Origin of the sequence: Streptomyces sp. Ru62, assembly GCF_002920615.1 — a bacterium.
GTDB lineage: Bacteria > Actinomycetota > Actinomycetes > Streptomycetales > Streptomycetaceae > Streptomyces.
Genome location: NZ_PQSU01000002.1, coordinates 165,676 through 189,259 on the forward strand (window position 1 = coordinate 165,676; position 23,584 = coordinate 189,259).

Annotated in this window: 24 protein-coding genes and 2 tRNA genes; 14 read left to right on the forward strand and 12 right to left on the reverse strand. The window is 73.7% G+C overall.

All coding sequences use genetic code 11. From position 1 onward, the window contains the following. Window positions 1-83 precede the first annotated feature (83 nt). The 4 genes from C3492_RS03165 to C3492_RS03180 all read left to right on the forward strand — a co-directional run bounded on the left by C3492_RS03165 (window position 84) and on the right by C3492_RS03180 (window position 2,871). Window positions 84-623 carry a helix-turn-helix domain-containing protein gene (locus C3492_RS03165; RefSeq protein ID WP_258055463.1) on the forward strand — a complete coding sequence of 180 codons (540 nt, stop codon included), beginning with the start codon at window positions 84-86 and terminating at the stop codon, window positions 621-623. Window positions 624-667: 44 nt separating this feature from the next. Next, window positions 668-991: a DUF6412 domain-containing protein gene (locus tag C3492_RS03170; RefSeq protein WP_103810164.1), complete on the forward strand. Its 324-nt coding sequence runs from the start codon at window positions 668-670 to the stop codon at window positions 989-991. A 165-nt stretch (window positions 992-1,156) separates the two neighbouring features. Then, the gene (yidC, locus tag C3492_RS03175) at window positions 1,157-1,867 is read left to right on the forward strand and encodes a membrane protein insertase YidC (protein ID WP_103810165.1); all 711 of its coding nucleotides are present in this window, start codon (window positions 1,157-1,159) and stop codon (window positions 1,865-1,867) included. Between the two features lie 146 nt (window positions 1,868-2,013). Further along, a complete protein-coding gene (locus tag C3492_RS03180) occupies window positions 2,014-2,871 on the forward strand; it encodes a fumarylacetoacetate hydrolase family protein (protein ID WP_103810419.1) in 858 nt (285 codons plus the stop codon). A gap of 571 nt (window positions 2,872-3,442) precedes the next feature. Here the strand turns inward: C3492_RS03180 and C3492_RS03190 are convergent. The 3 genes from C3492_RS03190 to C3492_RS03200 form a co-directional block, all read right to left on the reverse strand. Beyond that, complete coding sequence (locus C3492_RS03190) at window positions 3,443-4,309, reverse strand: LLM class F420-dependent oxidoreductase (protein ID WP_103810167.1); 867 nt, start codon at window positions 4,307-4,309, stop codon at window positions 3,443-3,445. A gap of 94 nt (window positions 4,310-4,403) precedes the next feature. Then, the gene (locus tag C3492_RS03195; protein WP_103810168.1) at window positions 4,404-4,913 is read right to left on the reverse strand and encodes a heme-degrading domain-containing protein; all 510 of its coding nucleotides are present in this window, start codon (window positions 4,911-4,913) and stop codon (window positions 4,404-4,406) included. Further along, entirely contained in the window at window positions 4,913-5,986 is a 1,074-nt protein-coding gene (locus tag C3492_RS03200) for a Gfo/Idh/MocA family oxidoreductase (RefSeq protein WP_103810169.1), read from the reverse strand. The genes C3492_RS03195 and C3492_RS03200 overlap by 1 nt, the downstream gene beginning before the upstream one ends. Here C3492_RS03200 and C3492_RS03205 point away from each other — a divergent pair. The 6 genes from C3492_RS03205 (at window position 5,985) to C3492_RS03230 (ending at window position 13,876) form a co-directional block, all read left to right on the forward strand. Continuing rightward, a complete protein-coding gene (locus tag C3492_RS03205; protein WP_374938318.1) occupies window positions 5,985-7,280 on the forward strand; it encodes an ROK family protein in 1,296 nt (431 codons plus the stop codon). The two genes, C3492_RS03200 and C3492_RS03205, sit on opposite strands and share 2 nt — an antisense overlap. A gap of 339 nt (window positions 7,281-7,619) precedes the next feature. Then, a complete protein-coding gene (locus C3492_RS03210; protein ID WP_181140173.1) occupies window positions 7,620-10,358 on the forward strand; it encodes a helix-turn-helix transcriptional regulator in 2,739 nt (912 codons plus the stop codon). Window positions 10,359-10,470: 112 nt separating this feature from the next. Beyond that, window positions 10,471-11,493: a hypothetical protein gene (locus tag C3492_RS46595; protein WP_308461121.1), complete on the forward strand. Its 1,023-nt coding sequence runs from the start codon at window positions 10,471-10,473 to the stop codon at window positions 11,491-11,493. A 250-nt stretch (window positions 11,494-11,743) separates the two neighbouring features. Next, entirely contained in the window at window positions 11,744-12,523 is a 780-nt protein-coding gene (locus C3492_RS03220) for an HAD-IIA family hydrolase (protein ID WP_103810173.1), read from the forward strand. A gap of 103 nt (window positions 12,524-12,626) precedes the next feature. Then, on the forward strand, window positions 12,627-13,196 hold the full coding sequence (locus C3492_RS03225; RefSeq protein WP_181140174.1) for a hypothetical protein: 570 nt from the start codon (window positions 12,627-12,629) through the stop codon (window positions 13,194-13,196). 8 nt (window positions 13,197-13,204) lie between these two features. Next, window positions 13,205-13,876 carry a class F sortase gene (locus C3492_RS03230; protein WP_103810175.1) on the forward strand — a complete coding sequence of 224 codons (672 nt, stop codon included), beginning with the start codon at window positions 13,205-13,207 and terminating at the stop codon, window positions 13,874-13,876. A 128-nt stretch (window positions 13,877-14,004) separates the two neighbouring features. Here C3492_RS03230 and C3492_RS03235 read toward each other — a convergent pair whose 3' ends face one another. Together C3492_RS03235 and C3492_RS03240 are read right to left on the reverse strand one after the other, a co-directional pair. Then, the gene (locus C3492_RS03235; protein ID WP_103810176.1) at window positions 14,005-14,694 is read right to left on the reverse strand and encodes a FadR/GntR family transcriptional regulator; all 690 of its coding nucleotides are present in this window, start codon (window positions 14,692-14,694) and stop codon (window positions 14,005-14,007) included. Between the two features lie 115 nt (window positions 14,695-14,809). Next, window positions 14,810-14,883: transfer RNA gene (locus C3492_RS03240), tRNA-Lys, on the reverse strand. Between the two features lie 186 nt (window positions 14,884-15,069). On the opposite strand from C3492_RS03240, the gene C3492_RS03245 reads away from it, so the two are divergent. The 4 genes from C3492_RS03245 (at window position 15,070) to C3492_RS03260 (ending at window position 18,841) form a co-directional block, all read left to right on the forward strand. Next, on the forward strand, window positions 15,070-16,356 hold the full coding sequence (locus C3492_RS03245; RefSeq protein ID WP_103810177.1) for a peptidoglycan-binding protein: 1,287 nt from the start codon (window positions 15,070-15,072) through the stop codon (window positions 16,354-16,356). A gap of 70 nt (window positions 16,357-16,426) precedes the next feature. Then, on the forward strand, window positions 16,427-17,563 hold the full coding sequence (locus C3492_RS03250; RefSeq protein ID WP_103810178.1) for an SPFH domain-containing protein: 1,137 nt from the start codon (window positions 16,427-16,429) through the stop codon (window positions 17,561-17,563). Window positions 17,564-17,711: 148 nt separating this feature from the next. Next, on the forward strand, window positions 17,712-18,317 hold the full coding sequence (locus C3492_RS03255; RefSeq protein WP_103810179.1) for a lytic polysaccharide monooxygenase: 606 nt from the start codon (window positions 17,712-17,714) through the stop codon (window positions 18,315-18,317). Between the two features lie 92 nt (window positions 18,318-18,409). Then, window positions 18,410-18,841, forward strand: coding sequence for a DUF3592 domain-containing protein (locus C3492_RS03260; protein WP_103810180.1), 432 nt, complete (start codon window positions 18,410-18,412; stop codon window positions 18,839-18,841). Window positions 18,842-18,951: 110 nt separating this feature from the next. Here C3492_RS03260 and C3492_RS46785 read toward each other — a convergent pair whose 3' ends face one another. From C3492_RS46785 to ehuB, 7 genes are all read right to left on the reverse strand, one after another. Beyond that, window positions 18,952-19,122 (reverse strand): hypothetical protein, encoded by a 171-nt coding sequence (locus C3492_RS46785; protein WP_181140175.1) that lies wholly within the window; start codon window positions 19,120-19,122, stop codon window positions 18,952-18,954. 286 nt (window positions 19,123-19,408) lie between these two features. Beyond that, window positions 19,409-19,482 (reverse strand) — tRNA-Lys (locus C3492_RS03270). Between the two features lie 95 nt (window positions 19,483-19,577). After that, entirely contained in the window at window positions 19,578-20,330 is a 753-nt protein-coding gene (locus C3492_RS03275; protein WP_103810181.1) for an IclR family transcriptional regulator, read from the reverse strand. Window positions 20,331-20,538: 208 nt separating this feature from the next. Then, the gene (gene ehuA / locus C3492_RS03280) at window positions 20,539-21,321 is read right to left on the reverse strand and encodes an ectoine/hydroxyectoine ABC transporter ATP-binding protein EhuA (protein ID WP_103810182.1); all 783 of its coding nucleotides are present in this window, start codon (window positions 21,319-21,321) and stop codon (window positions 20,539-20,541) included. Then, window positions 21,311-21,961 (reverse strand): ectoine/hydroxyectoine ABC transporter permease subunit EhuD, encoded by a 651-nt coding sequence (gene ehuD, locus C3492_RS03285; protein WP_103810183.1) that lies wholly within the window; start codon window positions 21,959-21,961, stop codon window positions 21,311-21,313. The genes ehuA and ehuD overlap by 11 nt, the downstream gene beginning before the upstream one ends. Next, window positions 21,958-22,605 (reverse strand): ectoine/hydroxyectoine ABC transporter permease subunit EhuC, encoded by a 648-nt coding sequence (gene ehuC, locus C3492_RS03290; protein ID WP_103810420.1) that lies wholly within the window; start codon window positions 22,603-22,605, stop codon window positions 21,958-21,960. The genes ehuD and ehuC overlap by 4 nt, the downstream gene beginning before the upstream one ends. Beyond that, window positions 22,605-23,519 (reverse strand): ectoine/hydroxyectoine ABC transporter substrate-binding protein EhuB, encoded by a 915-nt coding sequence (gene ehuB / locus C3492_RS03295; RefSeq protein WP_374938319.1) that lies wholly within the window; start codon window positions 23,517-23,519, stop codon window positions 22,605-22,607. The genes ehuC and ehuB overlap by 1 nt, the downstream gene beginning before the upstream one ends. Window positions 23,520-23,584 lie beyond the last annotated feature (65 nt).

The window sequence follows — 23,584 nt, forward strand, 5'->3', positions numbered from 1 at the left end:
TTGAACCGACCCCGTGTGCGCCACCGTAGCACTGTAGGTTCGTTCAATGAACCCACTCCCGGCCGGTGGTTACAGTGGAGGGCATGGCACTGGGCAAGGACTACGTGACGCAGGAGTGCTCGATCGCCCGCGCGCTGGAGGTCGTGGGCGAGCGGTGGACGCTGCTCGTCGTCCGCGACGCGATCTACGGCGTCCGGCGCTACAACGACTTCCTCGTCCACCTCGGCATCCCGCGCGCCGTCCTCTCGGCCCGGCTCCGCACGCTCACCGAGGAGGGGATCCTCGCCAAGCGCCGGTACCAGGAGAGCCCGCCCCGGGACGAGTACGTCGTCACCGAGCGTGGAGCCGCCCTGTGGCCCGTGCTGCGCGCCCTCAGCCACTGGGGGCGCGAGCACGTCGACGCGCACCGGCTGCGCTCCTTCGTGCACGCGGACTGCGGCGGGGAGGTCGAGCCGTACGGAAAGTGCGCGGCGTGCGGAACTCTCGTGCCGGTCGCGGACGTTGTCATGGTGCCGGGGCCGGAACTCGACTCCGCGCCGGCGGACCCGGTCAGCAGGGCGCTGCTGCGGCCCAAGCGGCTGCTGGAGCCCCTGGAGACCGAGTCGCCGCAACCGGCGCACTGACGAGCGGTGCCCGGAAGACGAGTGGTGCGAAGGGGGGAGTGCTGATGTCCGGCCGTGTCGCCGCCGCGCGTCCCCTCGCCCTCCTGCTGCTCCTCGCCCAACTGCTGCTGCTCCAGGCCGCGCTGCTCGGCACCGGCGGCCTCACCACCGCCGTCGCCCTCGCCGCGACCGCCACCGCGGCCGCCACGCTCGCCGCCTGCGCCCTGCTGGCCGCGCGCAGCGTGCCCGCCGTACCGCCCACGCGCGTCCGCACGGCGATACGCGACCGGGCCCGCCGTACGGCCTTCCTGTCCCAGCGCGATCCCGACGCGCCCGGCCGGCGGCGGCCCAGAGCTCCCGGACACACCCGTCCGGCGACCGCCGCGTAGGGCACGTCCGCACACACGTCAGCGCGTGACCCCGCGCGGGTCGTCCTGCCGATCTCCCCACCGGACCGGCTGTCTCCGGTCCCTCATGACCCGTAGCTCCCGGTCCCTCATGGCCGGCTGCTCCCGGTCGCTCCCGGCACGACGAGACCCCCGGAGGGCTCACCCATGTCCGTTTTCGCGCGCCTGGTCGAGCACCTGGCCGATCTGCTGGCCCCGCTCTTCCACGCCTCCGCGGCAGCCGCCGCGATCGTCCTGTTCACCGCGCTCGTACGGCTCCTCGTCCACCCGCTGTCCCGGGCCGCCGCCCGCGGCCGGCGCGCCCGCGCCGCGCTCCAGCCGAGAATCGCCGCACTGCGCGAGAAGCACGCCAAGGACCCGGAGCGACTCCAGCGGGCGATCCTCGACCTGCACGCCGAGGAGAAGGTCTCACCGCTCTCAGGCTGCCTGCCCGGCCTGCTCCAACTGCCCGCGTTCTTCCTCCTCTACCACCTCTTCTCCAGCACCACGATCGGCGGCGAGACCAACGGCCTGCTCGGCCACCGGCTGTTCACGGCCCCGCTCGGCGGGCACTGGACCGACGCCCTGGCGAACGGCGGGGCGTTCGGCGCGGCCGGACTGGTCTACCTCGGCCTCTTCGCCGTCGTCGCGGCCGTCGCCACCGTCAACTACCGGCGTGCCAGACGGACGATGGCCGAGCAGCCGGTACCGGCCGGCGCCGGAGGCGAACTGCCCGGGCTCGGCGCGGTCAACCGGGCCGTACCGTTCCTGTCCTTCTTCACGCTCGTCACCGTGGCGGTCGTCCCGCTCGCCGCCGCGCTGTACGTCGTCACCAGTACGGCCTGGAGCGCGGCGGAACAGTCCCTGTTGTCCCGCTGAGCGGTCGGGGTTGCCCCTGTGTCCCTGGTTACGGTCCAGTACGTGAACAGGGTCTTGTGGACTGGACGTCGTAATTGGAGGATCGGCCAGTCCTCCGATGGCTGCACACATCGGCCGGGCGCCGCCGATCGAGGGAGATGGTGACCATGAAGCTGCTGCGAGTCGGTACGGCAGGGGCGGAGCGACCCGCACTGCTCGACACCGGCGGAACCCTGCGGGACCTGTCGGGCCTCGTGGACGACATCGACGGCGCGCTCCTCGCCGACGACGCCGCGCTCGGCCGGATCCGGGCCGCGGCCGGGTCCGGTGAGCTGCCCGCGCTGGACGCCACCGGCCTGCGGGTCGGGCCCCCGCTCGGCCGCATCGGCAAGATCGTGTGCATCGGGCTCAACTACCACGACCACGCCCGCGAGACGGGCGCCGAGCCGCCCTCCGAGCCGGTGGTCTTCATGAAGGCGCCGGACACGGTTGTCGGGCCGAACGACACCGTGCTGGTGCCGCGGGGCTCGACGAAGACCGACTGGGAGGTCGAACTCGCGGTCGTCATCGGCCGTACGGCCCGCTACCTGGACTCGGCCGAGGAGGCGCTCGCGCACGTCGCCGGGTACGCGGTCGCGCACGACGTCTCCGAGCGGGAGTTCCAGATCGAGCGGGGCGGGACCTGGGACAAGGGCAAGAACTGCGAGACCTTCAACCCGCTCGGGCCGTGGCTGGTGACGGCCGACGAGGTCCCGGACCCGCAGCGCCTGTCGCTGAAGCTGTGGGTGAACGGGGAGCTGAAGCAGGACGGTACGACGGCCGAGCAGATCTTCCCCGTCGGGGAGGTCGTGCGGTACCTCAGCCGGTTCATGACGCTGTACCCCGGCGACGTCATCAACACGGGGACGCCGGCGGGAGTGGCCATGGGCCGTCCAGAGCCCAAGCCGTATCTGCGGGGCGGGGACGTGGTGGAGCTGGAGATCGCGGGACTCGGGCGGCAGCGCCAGGAACTGAAGAACGCGTAGACGCTCCGCTTGGGGCTTGGGGCTTGGGGCTTGGGGCTTGGGGCTGGGGGCTGGGGAGCTCCGGGTCGGGGAGTCGGGGGCCCGGGGTGCCCGGGTCCCGCAGTTCGTGCCGGACAGCGGCGGCCTGGGCGGGGTGGCGAAGCGTGCCGGGGTCATGCCGGCGTGCCGGGGGTGACCGTGCGGGCGGGGCCGTCGAGGCATCCCGGACCGTGCGCGTGTGTGGATCGCCGCACGCTCCGCAGGCCTGTACGGCGCGTGTCGGCCACGCCGGCGGGGTGGCCCTGCGGCGGCGGGGGGCCGTGGGTCCCTCGCCGGGCGTGCGGTCGTTCGAGTCGTGCGGGTTGTTCGGTCGTTCGGGGCCGTCGCGTCGGCGCGGCGGGGCCGTCGGGTTGGGGCGGCGGGGCCGTCGGGTTGGGGCGGCGGGGCCGTCGGGTTGGGGCCGTATGCCGGTCACGGCCTCGTGCCCCTGACGCCGGCGGTCGCGCCGGCGCGGCGGGGCCACGGGGCCGTACGCCGGTCGCGGCCCCGTGTCCCTGACGTCGGCCGGCTCATGCCGTGGCGGGCGGTCGGCTCACGACAGCAGTGAGGCGAGGGTGCGCCATTCCTTCCTCGGGAGGGAGTCGCCCGCGTCCGCCCGGACCACCTGGAGGGCCACGTGGTCCGCGCCCGCCTCGTGGAAGGCGGCGACGCGCTCGCGGATGCGGGCCCCGTCGCCCCAGGCGAAGACCGCGTCGATGAGACGGTCACTGCCGCCGTCCGCGATGTCGTCCTCGGTGAAGCCCAGGCGGAGGAAGTTGCCGGTGTAGTTGGGGAGCCGTAGGTAGCGGGCCAGGTAGGCGCGGGCCGTCTCCCGGGCGCGGGCCGGGTCGGTCTCCAGGACCACCTTCAACTCCGGTGCCAGCAGCGGCCCGTCGCCCAGGATCTCCCGGGCCTGCGCGGTGTGCTCGGGCGTGACCAGGTAGGGGACCGCGCCGGCCGAGCGGTCCCGGGACAGCCCCAGCATCTTCGGGCCCAGCGCGGCGAGCACACGGCGGTCGGCGGGTACGCCCGCCGCGTCCAGCTCGTCGAGGTAGCCGACCATGGCCGCGTACGGGCGGCGGTAGTTCTTCGCCAGCGCACTGTGGCTCACACCGAGGCCCAGCGCGAAGCGGCCCGGATGCGCCGCCTCCACCTCGGTGAACCCGGCCGCCGTCGTCGCGGCGTCCTGCTGCCACACGCTCTGGATGCTGGTGCCGACGACGACCCGTCGTGTGGCGCCGATGAGCGGGGCCGCGTGGTCGACGGTGCTGCTGCCGCCCAGCCAGATGGCGCCGTACCCGAGTTCCTCCAGCTCGGCGGCGGCCTCGTCCAGTTCCCCGCGCCGGGCCGGGTCCTCCGAGCGCAGCTCGACGCTCCAGACGCCGTGGCGGCCGACGGTCTCCTTCAGTGAAGCGGTCATCGGATGTGAGCCCTCCGGTGGTGGTCCGCGCCGTGATCCCACGGCCTCTCCCCTGCCAACCGGAGGGCGTCCCGGCCGGATTCCCGCCGTTCGCTCAGTCGGCCGAACGGCCCAGGAACTCCTCCAGCGCCTCCACGACGAACCGGTGGTCCTGGAGCTGGGGCAGTCCGGAGACGGTCACCGCGCCGATCACGCCCACACCCTCGACCGTGATCGGGAAGGAGCCGCCGTGGGCCGCGTACACGTCCGGGTCGAGACGGGAGGAGTCCTCGAACGTCGTGCCCTTGGCCCGGAAGCGGGCGCCGACCAGGTAGGAGGCGGCGCCGTAGCGCTCCACCACCCGGCGCTTGCGGGCGATCCAGGCGTCGTTGTCCGGGGTGGAGCCCGGCAGAGCGGCATGGAAGAGCTGCTGGCCGGCGCGGTGGATGTCGATGGCGACCGGCGCCTGGCGCTCCCGGGCCAGTTCGACCAGGAGGGAGCCGAGCGCCCAGGCGTCCTCGTAGGTGAACCGCCGGAAGACCAGCCGGCGTTCCTGGGCCTCCAGCTCCTCCAGGCTCGGGGTGAGTTCGGGCGTCGTCCTCGGGGTGATCTGCGGGTGCTGCATCAGAGGGTCACCGTCACCTTGTCGCGGGCGGACCTGCGGGCCGCTTCCAGTACGTCGAGCGCGGCGGCCGCCTCCAGGGCGGTCACCGGGTTGGGGCCGGCGCCGCGCAGGGCGGCGGCGACGGCGGCGTAGTACGCGGGGTAGTCGCCGGGCAAGGTCGGTACGGGGGTGCCGCCGCCGGTCAGCGGGGACTCCCCGGAGCCGACACGGCCCCACAGGGACTCGTCCTCGGCACCCCAGTCGGCGGTGCTGCCGGGGCGGCTGCCCTCGCGCAGGGCCGCTTCCTGGGGGTCCAGGCCGTACTTGACGTAGCCCGCGCGGGAGCCCAGCACCCGGAAGCGGGGGCCGAGCTGGGCGGTGGTGGCCGAGACGTAGAGGTGGGAGCGGACGCCGCTCGCGTGGGTGAGCGCGATGAAGGTGTCGTCGTCGGCCTCGGCGCCGGGGCGGCGGACGTCCGACTCGGCGTAGACCTCGGTGACCGGGCCGAACAGGACCAGGGCCTGGTCGACGACGTGGCTGCCGAGGTCGTAGAGCAGACCTCCGATCTCTGCCGGGTCGCCGGACTCGCGCCAGCCGCCCTTGAGCTGAGGGCGCCAGCGTTCGAAGCGGGACTCGAAGCGCCAGGCGTCGCCCAGTTCGCCGTCGGCGAGGAGCCGCCTGAGGGTCAGGAAGTCGTTGTCCCAGCGGCGGTTCTGGAAGACGGAGAGCAGCAGGCCGCGCTCCTCGGCGAGAGCGGCCAGCTCGCGGGCCTCGGCCGCGGTGCCGGCGACCGGCTTGTCCACGACCACCGGCAGGCCCGCCTTGAGGGCGGCCGTGGCCAGCGGGACATGGGTCTTGTTCGGGGAGGCGACGACGATCAGGTCCAGGTCGTCGGCGCGGCCGAACAGTTCCTCGGCGGTGGCGGCGATCCGCACGTCCGGGAACTCGGTGCGGGCCTGCTGCTGCCGCTCCGGCTGGGAGGTGACCACGGTGTCGAGGGCGAGGCCCTCGGTGGCTGCGATCAGCGGGGCGTGGAAGACGGAGCCGGCGAGGCCGTAGCCGATCAGACCGACGCGGAGGGGGGTAGCAGTCATGCCTCCACTTTGGCAACAGTGTTGCGGAAGTGCAAGCGGTGGGGACAATGGGGGTGTGAAGCGGGTGAGGACGGCGACGACGGCGGGGCCGGTGAGCGGCGGGGCGGCGGGCGCGAATCTGGGGGCGCTGCGCAGTCACAACACCGCGGTGGTGCTGGGGCTGCTGCGGGACGCCGGGGCCGAGGGCATCAGCCGGCTGGAGCTGGCCGAGCGCACCGGGCTGACGCCGCAGGCCGTCAGCAAGATCACCGCGCGGCTGCGGGCGCGGGGGCTCGCGGCGGAGGCGGGACGCCGGGCGTCGACCGGGGGCAAGCCGAGGACCGTACTGCGGCTGGTACCGGAGGCGGGCCACGCGGTCGGCGTCCACCTGGACCGCGACGAGCTCCGGGTGGTGCTGGTCGATCTGGACGGGGCCGTGGTGGGGGAGCGACGCGGAGAACTGGACCTGGGCGCGGGGGCCGAGGCCGTACTGGGGGCGGTGTGTGCGGCGGTTCGGGGGGTTGTCGGGGAGCTGGGTGCGGGTGCGGGTGCGGGTGTTGGCACGGGTGCCGGTGCCGGTGTCGACGCGGGCGTCGGCCTCGGTGCGGTGGCCCGTGGCGGCGGCCTCGCCGGACCGGGCTCCTTGGTGGGCGTGGGCGTCGCGCTGCCTGGCCCTTTGGACCACGAGCGGGGGGTGTTGCACCGGGTCACGGGGTTTCCCGAGTGGGACGGATTTCCGCTGCGGGACGCACTCGCGGAACGGCTCGGGGTGCCGGTGGTGGTGGACAAGGACACCAACGCCGCGGCGCTCGGGCTGGCGGTCGGGGGTGAGGAGGGCGCGTCGGCCCGGTCCTTCGCCTATCTGCACCTCGGCACCGGGCTCGGGGCCGGGCTGGTGATCGACGGGAGCGTGCACCGTGGGGCGCGGACCGGGGCCGGGGAGTTCGGGCATCAGGTGATCCAGCTCGACGGGCCGCTGTGCGAGTGCGGGAACCGGGGCTGTGTGGAGGTCCTGTGCCTCGCAGCCGCGGCACGGGGCGAGGTGGGCGAGGCGGCCCGGGTGCTCGGGGTGGCGGCCGGAAACCTGGTCGGGCTGCTGGACATCGACGTGGTGCTGCTGGGCGGCCGGACGGTCGCCGGCGCCCCTGAGACGTACGTGAGCGGGGTCGGCGAGGTGCTCGGGGCCCGGGCCAGACGAGAGGGTACGGGCGGGGACGCGGTGCCGGTACGGGTCGCTCCGCGCGGGGAACGGATCGTGGCCGAGGGCGCCGCCCAACTGCTGCTGGCACCGCTGTTCGGACGGGGGGACGACTGACGGGGTCCGTCTGCCGGCGCGTGTTGATGTTCCTTGCCCGGTGCGGGTGGGGGTACACAAACCCTGCTCCGACACGCCGCCGAGCCCCGCCCCGATGCCCCTCCAAGCCCCGCCCCACCCCCGGCCCCCATGTCGGCGCCCCAAAGACCACCGCCCCCAAAGATCACCGCCCCCCACCGACCACCACCCCCCGCGCACCCCCACCCACCCCGCCCCCCCGTGCTAACTTTTGGTAATCGCGGGGGGTCGATTTTCAGCCGGGGAAGGTGGGGCCGGGCTCCTTCCGCGGGCGAGTCGCAAGCCGCGAGCGGTCTTGTGGCGAGGGCATTGGACGGGGACATGCTGTACGGGCGTGATGCGGAGCTGCGGCTGCTGTCGGACCACGTCGCCGCGGGCTTCGGCGGGACGGGCGGTGCCCTGCTGCTCCGGGGAGACGCCGGCATCGGGAAGACCACCCTGCTCGGCGCCGCCCGGGAAGCCGCTGTCGCACGTGGCGGCCGTACCCTGTCGGCGCTCGGCGTCCAGTCCGAGGCGTCGGTGCCGTTCGCCGGACTGCACCAGTTGCTGAAACCGGTCCTCGCCGACCACGCCCCGTCCCTGCTGGCCCGACAGCGGGACGCGCTGTTCGCGGCCTTCGGTATGTCCGACGGCGCCGCACCGGAGATGTTCTCCGTCGGACTGGCCTCGCTCGAACTGATCAGCAGCCTGGCCGAAGAGGCCCCCGTGGTGCTGCTGGTCGACGACGCCCAGTGGATCGACAGGCCGAGCAGCGAGGTCCTGGCCTTCGTCGCCAGGCGGCTGGAGGGCGAGCGGGTCGCCATGGTCGTGGCCGTGCGCGAGGGCCACGACACCGTGCTGAACGACGCCGGCCTGCCCGAGCTGCAGTTGGAGAAGCTCGCCGGCGACGCGGCGGCGGCGCTCCTCGCGGCGCGGGCGCCGGAACTCGACCCCGCCCTGCGCCAACGGCTGCTGGCCGAGGCCGCCGGCAATCCGCTGGCGCTGGTCGAGCTGCCGACGGCGCTGCACCGGGAGGGGACCGTCGCGCAGTCACCGCTGCCGTGGCTGCCCACCACCCGGCGCCTGGAGCGGTCGTTCCTCGCGCGCGCGTCCGCGCTGCCGGAGGTGACCCGGGCCGCCCTGCTCATAGCGGCGGCCGACGACGAGGGTGATCTCGCCGAGATCCTCACGGCCGCGCAGATCCTGACCGGCGCGGCCCTCTCGGTGAGCTCCCTGGAGCCCGCCGTGCATGCCGGGCTGATCGAGGTGCGCGGGCACGCGGTGCGCTTCCGGCACCCCCTGATCCGTTCCGCCGTCTACCACGCGGCCGATCCGTCGAGACGCCTGGCCGGACACGCGGCCCTGGCGAAGGCGCTGGCGGGGCAGCACGAACGCCGGGCCTGGCATCGCGCGGCCGCCACCCCCGGCCCGGACGACGAGGTGGCGCTCGACCTGGAACAGGCCGCCTGCCGAGCACTGCGGCGGGGCGCTCCGCGTGCCGCGGCGGAGGCACTGCGGCAGGCGGCGCTCCGCAGCCGTCCGCAGACACACCGAGGCCGCCTGCTGCTGCGGTCCGCGGAGATCAACTTCGAACTCGGCGAGGCGGACACGGCCCGCAGGCAACTGGCCGAGGCGAGGTCGGCGGAGCTCGCGGCGGAGGAGAGGCTGCGCCTGACCCTCTGGGCGGAGGCCCTCGACGAGGAGAGCTGGTTCCGGCCGGAGCGGGTACGGGCCTTCGCCGACGTGGCGGACCGGCTGGCCGGTGCCGACCGCGACGGCGCGGCACTCGCCCTCAGAGCGCTGTGGCCGCTCTCCATCGGGTGCTGGTACGGCAACCCGGCGGAGGAGACCCGGGGGCTCGTCGTCAAGGCGGCCCGGCGCCTCCAGCAGGGCGACAGCGAGCCGATGGTCCTCTCCGTCGCCGCCTGCGCGGACCCGGTGGGGGAGGCGGCCTGGGTCATCGACCGGACGACCCGGCTCGCGCCGGGGGCCGTGGACGACCCCGCCGAGCAGCACGCCCTGGGAGCGTCGCTGACCGCCGTATGGGCCTACGACCTCGCCTGGCCCTACCTGTGCGCGGCCGTCGACGGCCTGCGCCAGCAGGGCCGCCTCGGACTGCTGGGCGAGGCCCTGGCGTCCCAGGCGTGGGCGGCGCTCCAGCTCGGCAAGCACCGGCTGGCGCGCACCGCGGCGGACGAGTCGCGACGGCTGTCCCGGGACACCGGCCGCTCCCGCTGGGCGTGCGTCGCCGACCTGGCTCTCGCCACCCTGGCCAGCGAGCGCGGCGAATCGGAGACCGCGACCGAACTCATCCGGACGACCGAGGCGGATCTGCTGTCGCTGGGGCCACGGTCGATCCTCGGCTTCGCCCAGTTCGCCCGCGGGCGCCACGCGATGGTCAACAAGCAGTACGACGACGCGTACGAGCAACTGGCGCGGGTGCTGGACCCGGCCGACATCACGTACCACCCCTTCGTGGGCTACCTGGGGATGGCGGACCTGATCGAGGCGGCGGTCCGCACCGGCCGCGGCGACGCGGCGGAACACCATTACGCACGGCTCAGCGCCCTGGCCGAGCGGACGACCGCGCCGTACCTGCGGGCCATGGCCACCTACGTCCGTCCCCTGGTCGTCGCCGACGACCAGGCGGAACCGCTGTACCGCCGCGCGCTCGACGACCGGCTGCTGGCCAACTGGCCGTTCCACCGCGCCCAGCTCCTGCTGGCCTACGGCCGGTGGCTGCGGCGCCAACGCCGCATCGTGGAGGCCCGCGGTCCGCTGCGGGCGGCCGTGGAGAGCTTCGACGCGCTGGGCGTCACGGTGATCGGGGAGGACGCGCGGTCCGAGCTGCGCGCGGCGGGCGAAGCGGTCGGCAGGCCGACGCCGTCCACCGTGGACAGCCTCACCCCGCAGGAACTGCAGATCGCCAGGATGGCGGCCACCGGGATGACCAATCGCGAGATCGGCACCCGGCTGTTCCTCTCGCACCGAACCGTCGGTCAGCACCTCTACCGGATCTTCCCCAAGCTCGGCATCACCTCGCGCGGCCAGCTCCACCTGGCCGATCTCGGCGGAGACTAGCTCGCCCCGGGCTGTCCGGGGCGGTGCCGCTGCGCCGGCCGGGCGGACTTCGCGGCCGGTGCCGGAGTGGCACGGCCGGTACCCCCGCCCCACCCGGCATGGTCATGTGTTCATGCGACTGTGCACGTCCCTGTCCCTCTGCCTCACCGCAGCCGCCGCCGTCGTCGTGCCCGCCGCCGTCCCCGCGTCGGCGCATGCCGCGTCCGCCGGTACGACCCCCTCGTGCGTCGCCGCCGACGCGCGGGCCTTCCCGCTGGCCACCCGGATCCGGGGCGGCCCCACGTCCTACGAGGCCGGCGGCGGATACGGCACCTGGTACATCGACCTCACCAACACCACCCGCGGGACCTGCGCCGGCATCCACCCGGTCGTGGTCCTCGTCGACGACAAGCGCGCCCTGCGGCCGGGGCAGCCCCAGCTGGACTTCTACGACGGCCCCCGGGCCCGGCCGGTGACCTTCGAGAGCACCGACGAGCAGGAGCTGGTCGGCGTGCTGGACGGCGCCGGGTTCGGCGGGTTCACCGTGCCGCCCGGCCGGACCGTGAGCGTCCGGGTCCGCCTCGCGCTCACCTCGGACACCGCATCCGGCCAGGTCACCGCCAACGCGGCCGTCGTGCAGCGGCGGGGCCAGGACGGCGACTGGGTCGGGCAGTCCAACGCCTACCGCTTCGGGATCGGCGAGGAGGCGGAGGACATCCCGGAGGGCTCCCTGGAGGACGCCGAGGAGGCCGCGCAGGAGGACTCCCCGGAGTCTCCGGGGGCGTCTCCGGGGGCGCGGGCGACCGGCGGGGTCCGGGAGACCACGGGCGTGCGGGAGACCTCGGGCGCGCAGGCGGCCGAGGGCCTGCCGACCGCGCCCACCGGCAGCGCGCACCAGGACGCCGAGGCCCTGTCGCCCGCCCCCTCCGGCGGCAGCACATCGCCGGCCACCGCCGCCACCTCCGCCGCGTCCGGCGCCTCCGGCAGCGACGACCCGGACGCCTCCCTGCCCCTCGCCCAGGACGAGGCGGCCGGAGAACGGGCACGCGAGCTGGCCCGCACCGGCCCGGGACTCGCCCACGGCCTGCTCACGGCCGTCGCCGTGCTGGTCGCCGTGGGCGCGGCCGCGCACCTGGTGGTCCGCGGCCGCCGCTGACCTGCCCCGCCCCCCTCGCGGAGGGCGGGGCCGTCCCTACCGGGCGGGAGCTGTCACACCGCCAGGAACCTCGCGCCGTACGTCGGGGCCCCGGACGTCCGCCACCGGCGGCTGACCAGTGGGTACACCAGTGGGTACCAGGTGATCGACGGGGTCAGGACCGGCCGGTCCTGACTAGGCTGGGGCCGTCGGTACGCCGTGGTTCCGGCGCCCCGTTCCCCGACCGTACGTACGCCAGGAGACGCACAGCATGGCAGACCGCAAGCCCATAGAGTCATGGCTCACCGACATGGACGGCGTCCTGATCCACGAGGGCGTCCCGATCCCGGGAGCCGACGCCTTCCTGAAGAAGCTGCGCGAGTCCGGCCGGCCCTTCCTGGTGCTCACCAACAACTCCATCTACACCGCCCGTGACCTGCACGCCCGGCTGCGCCGGATGGGTCTGGACGTGCCGGTGGAGAACATCTGGACGTCGGCCCTCGCCACCGCCCAGTTCCTGAACGACCAGCGGCCCGGCGGCAGCGCCTACGTCATCGGCGAGGCCGGCCTCACCACCGCGCTGCACGACATCGGCTACATCCTCACCGACCACGACCCCGACTTCGTGATCCTCGGCGAGACCCGCACCTACTCCTTCGAGGCCCTGACCAAGGCCGTCCGGCTGATCAACAACGGCGCCCGGTTCATCGCCACCAACCCGGACAACGTCGGCCCGTCCACCGAGGGCGACCTGCCCGCCACCGGCTCGGTCGCCGCCCTGATCACCGCCGCGACCGGCAAGAAGCCGTACTTCGTCGGCAAGCCCAACCCGCTGATGATGCGGGCCGGGCTGAACGCGATCGGTGCCCACTCCGAGACCTCGGCGATGATCGGTGACCGGATGGACACCGACGTGCTCGCCGGCCTGGAGGCCGGGATGCGTACGTTCCTGGTGCTCAGCGGCGTGACCCAGCCGACCGACGTGGACCGCTACCCGTTCCGCCCGTCCGAGGTCGTCGACTCCATCGCGGACCTGGTCGACCTGGTCTGAGCCCGGCCGAAACCCGGCCTCACCCGTTCGGAGCAATCCGGCGCCTCCCGAGGATGCGGAGGCGCCCTGGGCGGGGGAGCCTCCTGGTAACTGGAGGTTCACGATGGGCTCACTACGCCTCACGCTCTGTACAGGAATCCCCGCGGTCGCCCTCGCCGCCGTGGCCGCGGTCGCCCCGTCGGCCCGGGCGGCGGACGGCGACGCGGTCACCGTGGCCCCCGCGAGCCCGGCGCCGGGCGACGACGTCACCCTGCGGGTCAGCGGCTGCTCCGGCGAGCAGGGCAGCGCGGCCTCGTCCGCCTTCGTCGCCGACGCCCGGCTGACCGGCGCCCGGGGCAGCCTGAGCGGCGAGACCCGCGTCCGGTCCGCCCTGGAGCCGGGCACCTACACCGTGAAGGTCACCTGCGCCGGCACCGTGCTCACCGGCAGCCTCACGGTCGCGCGGCCGGGCGCCGCCGCCGGCCTGCCGGAAGAGCCCATCCGGCTGCCCGCCCGGTCCGCCTCGCCGATCGCCCCGGTCCCCGCGGGCGGCGGTGGAACCACCCACTTCGCCACGGTGGCCACCAGCGGCTCCGGCCCCGACGCCGTCCAGGCGGCGACCGGGCTGGCGCTCGCCGGGATCGCCGCGGTCGCCGTCGGGCTGCGCGCCCGCCGGAGCCGCGGCCCCCGCTGAGCGCCGCCATGTCCGACGACCACGGGCGCACCACCGGCACCGGGCGGCTCGTCACCGGCCTGGCCTGGGCGCTGCTGCTGTTCGGGCTCTGGCTGTGGGGGCGCGGCGTGACCGACGTCCCGCGGGGCGCGGACGGCGCCACCACGGGTGACGTCTTCGCCCCCGGCCGTGCCGCCGACCCCGCCCGGCTGCCGCGCGCGGCGAACCCCCTGGCAGAAGCGGTGCCCCAGCGCGTCGACATCCCCCGGCTGGGCGTCCAGGCCCCGGTGGTGGCCCGCGGCCTGGACGCGCGGGGCGCGGTCGACCCGCCGCCCTACGACCAGCCGGGCGTGGTCGGCTGGTACGGCGCCGGTCCCAAGCCCGGCGCCGCGGGGGCGGCCCTGCTGGTCGGGCACGTCGACACCGAGACCCGGCCCGCCGTCTTCTACCGGCTCAGCACCGTCCAGCCCGGCGAGCGGGTCCGGGTGTTCCGCGCGGACGGCAAGGTCGCCGAGTTCACCGTCGACGACGTCCGCGTGCTGCCCCGGGACGGTTTCGACGCCCGGCTGGCCTACGGCCCCCGCAAGCCGGGCCGCGCCGAACTCCGCCTGATCACCTGCGGCGGCTCCTTCGACCGCGTCAGCCGCAGCTACACGGCGAACGTCGTGGTCTCGGCGTACCTCACCGGAACGGCGGGCTGAGCGTCCGGTAGGTGGTTGCGGGGGGGCTGGGCGTCTGGAGTGGCGGTTGGTGGGGCGGGTCGCGCGGGGAGGGGCGGCTGGGCGTCTGGAGTGGTGGTCACCGGCGGGTTGCGTGTCCGGGACGCTGGTCACCAGCGGGGCGCGGCCAGTGGGGACAGCCGGCTGCGGATGTTGCCGAAGTGGTCCCTTATGGCCCGCTCCGCCCGCAGGGAGTCGCCGGAGCGCACCGCGTCCAGGATCTCCCGGTGCTGGCGGCAGGTGACCCAGGGGTCCTGCGGCACGTCCACCAGGTCCCGCTGCACCCGGTGGAAGGCGTCCCAGAACGCCTCCAGCACCTCGCCGAGCAGCACGTTGTCCAGCCCCCGGTACAGGGTGGCGTGAAAGGCGCGGTCGGTCTCGCCGAGCCCGGTCCCCTCGGCGGCCTCCCGTTCCATGCGCTCCACGAGCGCGTCCAGTTCCACGAGGTCCGCCTCCGGCAGCCGCCCGGCCAGCCGGGACACCAGCCCGGTCTCGACGGCCTCGCGCAGCTCCAGCAGCTGGAGCAGGGAGTCCTCGCCGCGGTAGTGGCCGGCGACGGTGCGGAAGGCCAGCCCCTCGATCATCGGCGCGAACGACATGGAGCCGACGTACGTCCCGAAGCCGTGCCGGATCTCCACGATGCCCATCGCCTGGAGCGCCTTCAGGGCCTCCCGCACGGAGTTCCGGCTCGCCCCGAGGAGCCTCATCAGCTCGGGCTCGGTGGGCAGCGGGGCACCCGAGGGCAGCCGCTGGTCCACGATCAGCTTCTTGATCCGCTCCTGAAGGTCCCGGGCTGCCATGGCCAGAGGGTATCCGGCCATTCGGGCGGAGGGGATACGGCGGGAGCACCCGGCGAAGACATGCGGAGAGAGCATGCGGAAGGCCCCCCGCTTCCGCGAGGGGCCTTCCGGCCGGTGCGCCGCCAGGGACTCGAACCCCGGACCCGCTGATTAAGAGTCAGCTGCTCTAACCAACTGAGCTAGCGGCGCCTGCTGACGGAGAAAACTCTACCCGACCTCCAGGGGTGCTTCCGACCACCGGGAGACGGCGGGGCGGCCGAGCGGGGAGCCGCGTACATCATTCGGACCGTCAAAATGCGCGTTCCGTACCCAGTTGGGAAACTGATCAACGTGCACACTCGCGGACAAACCACGCCCGAATGTGAGGCAGATCGCATGACCGCTCCGCTGTTCGAGGACATCGACCCCGCGAGCGACTGTGACTGTCCCGGCTGCGTCCACGGACGCAGGCCGACCCCCCGCTCCCTGCTCACCCGCGGCCGTCCGGCGGCCCGCGGAGTCGTCGTCGTGGCCGCCGCGTCCGCCGCGCTCGGCACGGTCGCGCCCGCCGCCGCCCTCACCCCCGGCCACTCCCCGCACCGGCAGGCCCTGCCCGGCGACGGCGTGCCCGACACCCCGCAGGGCGCCAGGGCCCCCCTGCACGGCCGGGCGGGCAAGCCCGCGGAGCCGGACGCCGTCCCGATCCCCGCCACCACCCGGACCCAGATCATCAACCGGGCCAAGATCTGGGTGGCCGCCAAGGTGCCGTACAGCATGTCCGACTTCTGGTCCGACGGCTACCGCCAGGACTGCTCGGGCTACGTCTCCATGGCCTGGGGGCTGCCGAACAACGAGTGGACCGGCAGCCTCGGCCAGTTCGGCGTCAAGATCAAGAAGGAGGAGCTGCAACCCGGCGACATCCTGCTGTACCACAACCCCGACAACCCCGAGAAGGGCTCCCACGTCGTGATCTTCGGCGGCTGGACGGACCACACGCACACCTACTACACGGTCTACGAGCAGACGCCCCCGCGCACCCGCAGCCAGACCACCCCCTACCCGTACTGGAACAACACCGGCAAGTACGTCCCCTACCGCTACAAGGGCGTGACCAAGGCCGGGGCCGCCGCCCAGCCGGCGCCCGGCGGGAAGGCGGTGACGGCCTATCCGGGCGCGGCCTACTTCGGCCCCGGCGCCCACAACACGTACGTCACCCTGCTCGGTCAGATGCTGATCGCCCGGGGCGGAGCCTCCTACTACGCCAAGGGGCCGGGGCCGGTCTGGGGCGCGGCGGACCGGCGCGCCACCCAGGCGTTCCAGCGGGCCCAGGGCTGGACCGGCGCGGACGCCGACGGGATCCCCGGCCGGCGCACCTGGGAGCTGCTGAGCACGGGCCGGGGCAAGGACATCGCGTCCCCGGCCGCCGGACCCGCCTCGCACGGGGTCCCCGGCTACCCGGGCCGGAACCACTTCCGGCCGGGCCAGAGCAACGACCACATCACCCGGCTCGGCGCCCAGCTGGTGAAGAAAGGGTTCGGCCGGTTCTACGCCCTCGGTCCGGGACCGCACTGGGGCGAGGCGGACCGGCGCGCCGTCGAGGCCTTCCAGCGGGCCCAGGGCTGGCGGGGCGGCGCGGCGGACGGCTACCCGGGGCCGGAGACGTGGCGCCGCCTGTTCGCCTGACCGGCCCGGCATCCCACCCCCACCCCAACCCCCTGTTCATGACGCGTCTGGCGCGGAGGCTGGAGCACGCATGAGTACGACCACATCCCACACGCCGCCCGAGTCCGAGGGGCAGTCGGAGGGCGCGGCCGCCGGCCTCGGCACCCGGCCGGTCCGCCTGATCCAGAACGAGGCCACCACCGAGATCCCTGTCCACCTGCTCTTCCGGGACGATCCCGACCCGGTGAAGGTGCCGCTCCGGCCGGCCGTGGTGGCCCGCCGGCAGGGCACCGGCGAGCAGCCCCGCCTCCGGCGCCCGGCACCGGTGCGCAGACGGCCGCTGCCGGAGGTCGACCCGGAGCTGGCGGAACGCCCGGCGCGGGTGCTGCCCGGGGCGGCCGGGGTGCTCGCCGGGGTCTGCGGGGCCACCGGCTGCCTGGCCACCACCTGGTGGGCGGGGCTGCTCCCGCCGCTCGCCGCGCAGGCACTGGGCCTGCCGTCGGGCCCGGGCACCGGTCTCGGCCCCGCGCAGTGGGCCGCGTACGCCGGGGCCGGGCTGCTCGGGGCGTTCGGCTTCGGCGGGCTGGCCCGGGGGCGGACCGGGCGGGCCTGGGTGCTGGGGCTGTTCGGGCGGTACCGGGGGACGGTCCGGCGCACCGGGCTGCTGTGGGTGAACCCGCTGGTGCCGCGCCGCCGGGTGGACGTGCGGTTGCGGCACTGGCGCAGCGAGGCGATGCCGGCCGCGGACCCCGACGGGCTGGCACTGCGGGTGGTGGTGCTGGTGGTGTGGCGGGTGCGGGACACCGCGCGGGCCCTGCTCGCCATCGACGACCACGAGACGTATCTGCGGGAGTGCGTGGAGGCGGCGCTGGCCCGGGTGCCGGTGGAGCCGGCGGGCGGGACGCGGGGCGGAGCGACGGCGGCCGGTGCCGCGCTGACCCGGCTGGTGGCGGCGGAGACCGGTCCGGTCGGCGTGGAGGTGTTCTCGGTGCGGCCGGTCCGGGTGGAGTACGCCCCCGAGGTGGCCGGGGCGGTGCACCGGCGCCGGATCGCCGCGCTGGACGCCCGGCAGCGGGCCAGCATGCTCAGCTCGGTGGTGGACTCGGTGGAGGACACGGTGACCCGGCTGACCATGCGCGGTCTGGTCGAACTGGACGACTACGAGCGCAAGGTGCTGGTCCGTGACCTGACGGTGGCGTTCTGCTCGGGGCGCGGGGAGCCGGTGTAGGGCGGGAGCGGTGGGCCGGTGCGGCGCCGGCGCGCGGCCGGTCTGCGATTGGTATGGACATGTTCAACTGGCGGCAATAATCTGAGGCTTGGTCTAGACCTGATCTGCACGGCTCACCGAACTCCCCACGTTCTCCAGGAGCGGCAGCATGCGCACCAAGACCAAGTTGTCCGCGGTCGTGCTGGGCGCGGTGACCGCCGGAGCGTTCGCGCTCTCCACCGGCGGCGCCAGCGGGCACGGCTACACCGACCTCCCCATCAGCAGGCAGAAGCTCTGCCAGAACGGCACCGTGGCGAACTGCGGCCAGATCCAGTGGGAGCCGCAGAGCGTCGAGGGCCCCAAGGGCTTCCCGGCCGGCGGGCCCGCCGACGGTCAGCTCTGCAACGCGGGCCTGAGCCAGTTCGCCCAGCTCAGCGCGCCCAAGACGCCGTCCGGTGCCGCCTGGCCCACCACCAAGGTGACGGGCGGCCAGTCGTACACGTTCCGCTGGCAGTTCACCGCCATGCACGCCACGACGGACTTCAGGTACTACGTCACCAAGCCGGGCTGGAACCAGAACCACAACCTCTCCCGCTCGGACCTCAACCTCACCCCGTTCCTGACGGTGCCCTACAACGGCCAGCGCCCGCCGGCCACCCTCAGCCACAGCGGCACCCTGCCGACCGGCCTGAGCGGACACCACGTCATCCTCGCGGTGTGGACGATCGCCGACACGGGCAACGCGTTCTACGCCTGCTCCGACGTCACCTTCTGAGCCCCCTTCGGGTAAGGTCCGCGTGCGCCGGGCCGGTGCTCCGGCACCGGCGCACGTGAGTCCGGGAACCGCACACGGGGGTGACAGGCGCCATGGACGCCTTGTTCCACATCAGCATGGCGGGGCTCCTCGCCGTCCTCGCCTGGGGCGCCGTGGCGATAGTGCTCCGCACGCGTCAGCGGCTCGCGGCCTGGCAGAGCGGGTTCACCGCGCAGGCCCGGGTGGTCCGCGCCTGGGCGACCGCTCAGGTCGTCGACAACACCGCCCGGCGGGTGCAGTGGCACGAGTACGACTTCACCACCCAGGACGGCCGTGCCGTCCGCTTCAAGGAGAGCGGCGGCCCGGCCGGCCGCGGCGTGGGCGACCAGGTCCTCGTCCACTACGCCCCGGGGCGGCCCGACAGGGCCACCGCCGCCGAGCCGCGGCCCGGCAGGGACCTGACGGTCGCCGTCGTCTGGGTGGCGGTGCTCGCGGGCTGCGCGGTCTTCGTCGCGCACGAGTGGATCACGTTGTCCCAGTCCTGACACTGAGCTTCCCTTGAGGCGGTCCGCCCCGCGCACCGGGTACGTTCCTCGCACGCCGGCCGAGCGGTGACGGCGTACCCGACCACGGGGGGTCTCATGGAGCTCTTCATCTACGCCGTGCCCAGCCTCATGATCGCGGGCTTCGCCTTCGCCGCGTACCTGCTCGTCCGCCGTGCCCGGCGGCTCCGCAGGACGTGGACGCACGGGCTGACCGCCGAGGCGCGCTGCCTGCGGATGTTCACGACGACCAGCGGGGGCGGCGGGGACACCTCCGTGCACACGACCGTGCACCACGTCTACGAGTTCACCACCCGCGAGGGCCGCACCGTCCGCTTCGAGGAGGAGAACGGCCCCGCGACCGTCCTGGAGGGCGACGCCGACATCCGGCAGGCTCGCCGTCGGCACCGGCTTCGGGCTGGTCCTCCTCGGCGTCGCCGGGAAAGACGCCGAAGGGCCCCTCGGGGGTGTGGGTGGCGGAGCCCCCACCGCGCGCGGCGAAGCCGCGCAATGACAGAGATGGCGAGCCAGGTCCGCGCTGTTCGCGGACGTGGCTCGCCATCGTCATTGTGCGCCGCCAGGGACTCGAACCCCGGACCCGCTGATTAAGAGTCAGCTGCTCTAACCAACTGAGCTAGCGGCGCATGACTCCCGCCTGCCTCGGGTTTCGTTCCCGTGGCCGGCGACAAAGAAAATACTACCTGGTCCCGGGGGGTGCTCGTGACCACCCACGGGCCGCTCAGATCGTCAGCGACAGGACCACCGGAGCCGCGTTCCGGTTCAGCGTCTCCGCCGCCCGCTTCAGCCGGTGCGCGTGCTCCAGCGGGAGCGAGACGGCCAGGCAGCCGACCGTGGAGCCCGCGGTGAGCGGTACGGCCGCGCAGACCGTGCCGACCGCGTACTCCTGGAGATCGAGCACCGGCACCGTCGGCGGCTGCGACTCCAGCCGGGACAGCAGCAGCTTGTCGCTCGTGATCGTGCGCGAGGTGAGGCGGGCCATCTTGTGCCGGGAGAGATGATCCCGGCGGGCGTTGTGGTCCAGCTGGGTCAGCAGACTCTTGCCGACGGCGGTGGCGTGGGCGGAGTAGCGGAAGTCGACCCACTCGTTGACCGCCGGGGCGGCCGGTCCGGCGGCGTACTGGGTGACCCGGACCTCGCCGTCCAGGTACCGGCTGAGGTAGACGGCCGCGCCGACCGAGTCGCGCAGCCGGTCCAGGGTGAGCTGGAGCTTCTCGCGCAGGGCCCGCTCCCGGTCGTGCGCCGAGGTGATCCGGCGCAGGGTGTCACCGGTGACATACGCCCCGTCGGCGATCTGCTCGACGTAACCCTCGCGGCGCAGCATGCGCAGCAGGGCGGTGAGCCGCTCGGTGCCGAGGCCGGTGCGGCGGGCCAGCTCGGTGTCGGTGGCACCGGCGGGGTGCCGGGCCACGGTCTCCAGCACGCGCAGCGCGTCCTGTGCGGAGTGGTACGGGGCGGTCGGCTCGATCCTCATGTCGGTCCCCCTCGGCCACGACCCGGGTCGGCGGATCGTGTCCACGATAGCCGTCAAAGCGGCACGGGGGAGAGGGGGTTGCGAGATTGCTCTCCGTGCGTCCGTGCCGCCAACCGGGGCGAAAGCCCAGTGGCATATGCCAGGGTCATTCACCAGTGGGTGGACCTCGGCTCTTCCGCCGTGGCCCCCGCGCGCACCGGGCCGCGCCTCACAGCACCGCGCTGACGAATTCCCGGGTGCGCTCCCGCTCCGGGTCGCCGAAGATCTTCTCCGGCGGCCCCGCCTCGATGACCCGGCCCGCGTCGAACATCAGGACCTGGTCGGAGATGTCCCGGGCGAAACCCATCTCGTGCGTCACGCACAGCATCGTGATGTCCGTGCTGCGCGCGATGTCCCTCAGCAGGTCGAGCACGCCCGCGACCAGCTCCGGGTCGAGCGCGGAGGTCACCTCGTCCAGCAGCAGCACCTGGGGCCGCATCGCCAGCGCCCGGGCGATCGCCACCCGCTGCTGCTGCCCGCCGGACAGCCGGGTCGGCTTCGCGTCGCACTTGTCGGCCAGGCCCACCAGGTCCAGCAGCTCCCGGGCCCGCGCCTCGGCCTCGTCCCTCGACAGGCCGAGCACCCGCACCGGCGCCTCGGTGAGATTGCGCAGCACCGACATGTTCGGGAACAGGTTGAACTGCTGGAACACCATCCCGATCTTCTTGCGGACCTCCCGGACCTGCTTCTCCGGCGCCGGGAACAGCCGCTGCCCGTCCACGGTGATCGTGCCCTCGTCCGGCTTCGCGAGGGTCATCAGCAGTCTGAGGATCGTGGTCTTGCCGGAGCCGGACGGGCCGATCAGGGTGACGTGCCGGCCCGCGTCCACGGACAGGTCGAGGCCGTCGAGGACGGTGTTGTCCCCGAACCGCTTGGTCACGCCCTCCAGACGGATCAGCTCGGTCGGCAGGGTGCCGGTCACGGCCGGCTGCTTGCGGGTCTCAACGGACAAGGCGTCGCTCCAGGGTGCGCAGACAAAGGGAGGCCAGGTAGGAGACGACGATGAAGGCGATCCCGATCACCGTCAGGGGCTCGGTGAACTGGAAGTGCTGCTGGGAGACGAGCCGCGCCCGGCCCAGCATCTCCAGCACGCCGATGGTCATCAGCATCGGCGTGTCCTTCAGCATCGCGATGACGTAGTTGCCGAGCGGCGGCACCACCCGGCGGACGGCCTGCGGCAGGATCACCGCCGCCCAGGTCCGCCGCACCGGCAGGCTGAGCGCCGTCGCGGCCTCCCACTGGCCCGCCGGCACCGCCTCGATGCCGGCCCGGTAGACCTGCATCGTGTACGTCGAGTAGTGCAGCCCGAGCCCGAGGACCCCGGTGGTCAGCGGGGACAGGGTCACACCGGCCTCGGGCAGCACGTAGAACAGGAAGAACAACTGCACCAGCAGCGGGGTGTCCCGCACGAACTCCGTGAAGACCCCCACCGGCCAGCGCACCCACCGGGTCGGCGTCCGCAGCAGCAGCGTCCACACCAGGCCCAGCGCGAACGAGATCAGCGACCCCAGGGCCAGCGCCTCCAGGGTGACGACCAGGCCCTCGCCGAAGTACGGCAGGAAGTCGGCGACCGCTCCCCAGTCCCAGGTCATCGGGCCACCTCCGCCTTCAGCCGGCGCTCAAGACCCCGCATCCCACGGGTGAGCAGGAACGCGATCACGAAGTAGATCAGCAGCAGGTACCCGTAGATCTGGCCGCTCTGCTGGAGGGCGAGGCGGACCAGGTTGCCGCTGAACGCCAGGTCTCCCATGCCCGTGATGGACACCAGCGCGGTGCCCTTGAGCAGTTCGACCAGCAGGTTGGAGAAGGACGGGATCATCTCCGGCACCGCCTGCGGCAGCAGGATCAGCCGCAGCCGCTGCCAGGGCGAGAAGCCGAGCGCGATCCCGCCCTCCCGCTGGGCCGGGTCCACCGCCGCGAGGGCTCCGCGCACGATCTCCGAGCCGTACGCGCCGTAGGTCAGGCCCAGCGCGAGCGTGCCCGCCCACATCGGTACGAGCTGCCAGCCGAAGGCGACCGGCAGCACGAAGAACACCCAGAAGATCATCACCAGCGCCGACGTGCCGCGGAACACCTCGGTGTAGAGCGCCGCGACGAAGCGGACGAGCCGCGACCGGTGGGTGCGGGCGGCACCGGCGACGAACGACACCGCGGCGGCGAGCAGCGCGCTGTACACCAGCAACTGCAGCGTGGTGCCGGTGCCCCGGAGGACGAGTTCCCAGAGTCCCGCAGTCATCAGCCGCACAACTCCTTCGCGGTCAGGGTCGTCATCTCGGCCTTGGTGAAGCCGAAGGGCCGCACGATCCGGTACAGCTCACCGCTGCGGCGCAGCTTGTGCAGCTCGGCGTTGAAGGCGTCGCGCAGCCGGGTCTCGGCCGGCCGGAACGCGAACGCGCCGCCGTCCGCCTTCGGTTTGCCGTCGACGAGCGCGACGAACGGCTCGGTCGACTCGGCCCTGGCGGAGTCCCGGGCGACGAGCCGGGCGGTGACGGCCGTGGCCGCGAACAGGTCGACCCGCCCCGACTCCACGGCGTTCAGCCCGGCGACCTGGTCCGGCACGATGACGAGGTCGTTCTCCTTGAAGCCCGCCTCCACCGCGTGCTGGATCTGCGCGTACCCGGTGCCGGTGGCCACCTTGGCGTGTCTGCGCAGCGCGTCCGCGTAGGTGCGCAGGCCCAGCGGGTTGCCCTTGCGGACGACGAAGGCGTCCGGCATCTGGTAGTCGGGGTCCGCGAAGATCACCTGCTCGCAGCGGTCCGGGGTGACGTACATGCCCGCCGCCACCACGTCGAACTGCTGCGACTTCAGCCCGGGGATCAGCGAGCCGAACTCCGTCGGCACCGGCTGCACCCGGTCCACGCCGAGCCGCTTGAAGACCGCCTTCGCCAGCTCCGGCGCCTCCCCGGTGAGTTCGCCGTTCTTGTCGATGTAGCCGAACGGGATCTCCCCGGCGATCCCGAGCCGTACGACACCCTGCGCGCGCAGCCGTTCCAGCAGATCTCCGCCGTTCTTCCCGGACGCCGACGCCACCCGGGTGCAGCCCGCCGCGCCCAGCGCGCCGAACGCGGCGAGACCCGCGAGCACCGAGCGCCGGGTGTGTCTGGGTTCCGGCCGGATCATGTGTACGTCGTTGCCAAGTGGTGGAGCCATGGCGGCGCGGCTACCCAAGCGCAAACGGGCTATGCACCCTGGTTTCTCCCGGCCCGCGCCGACGC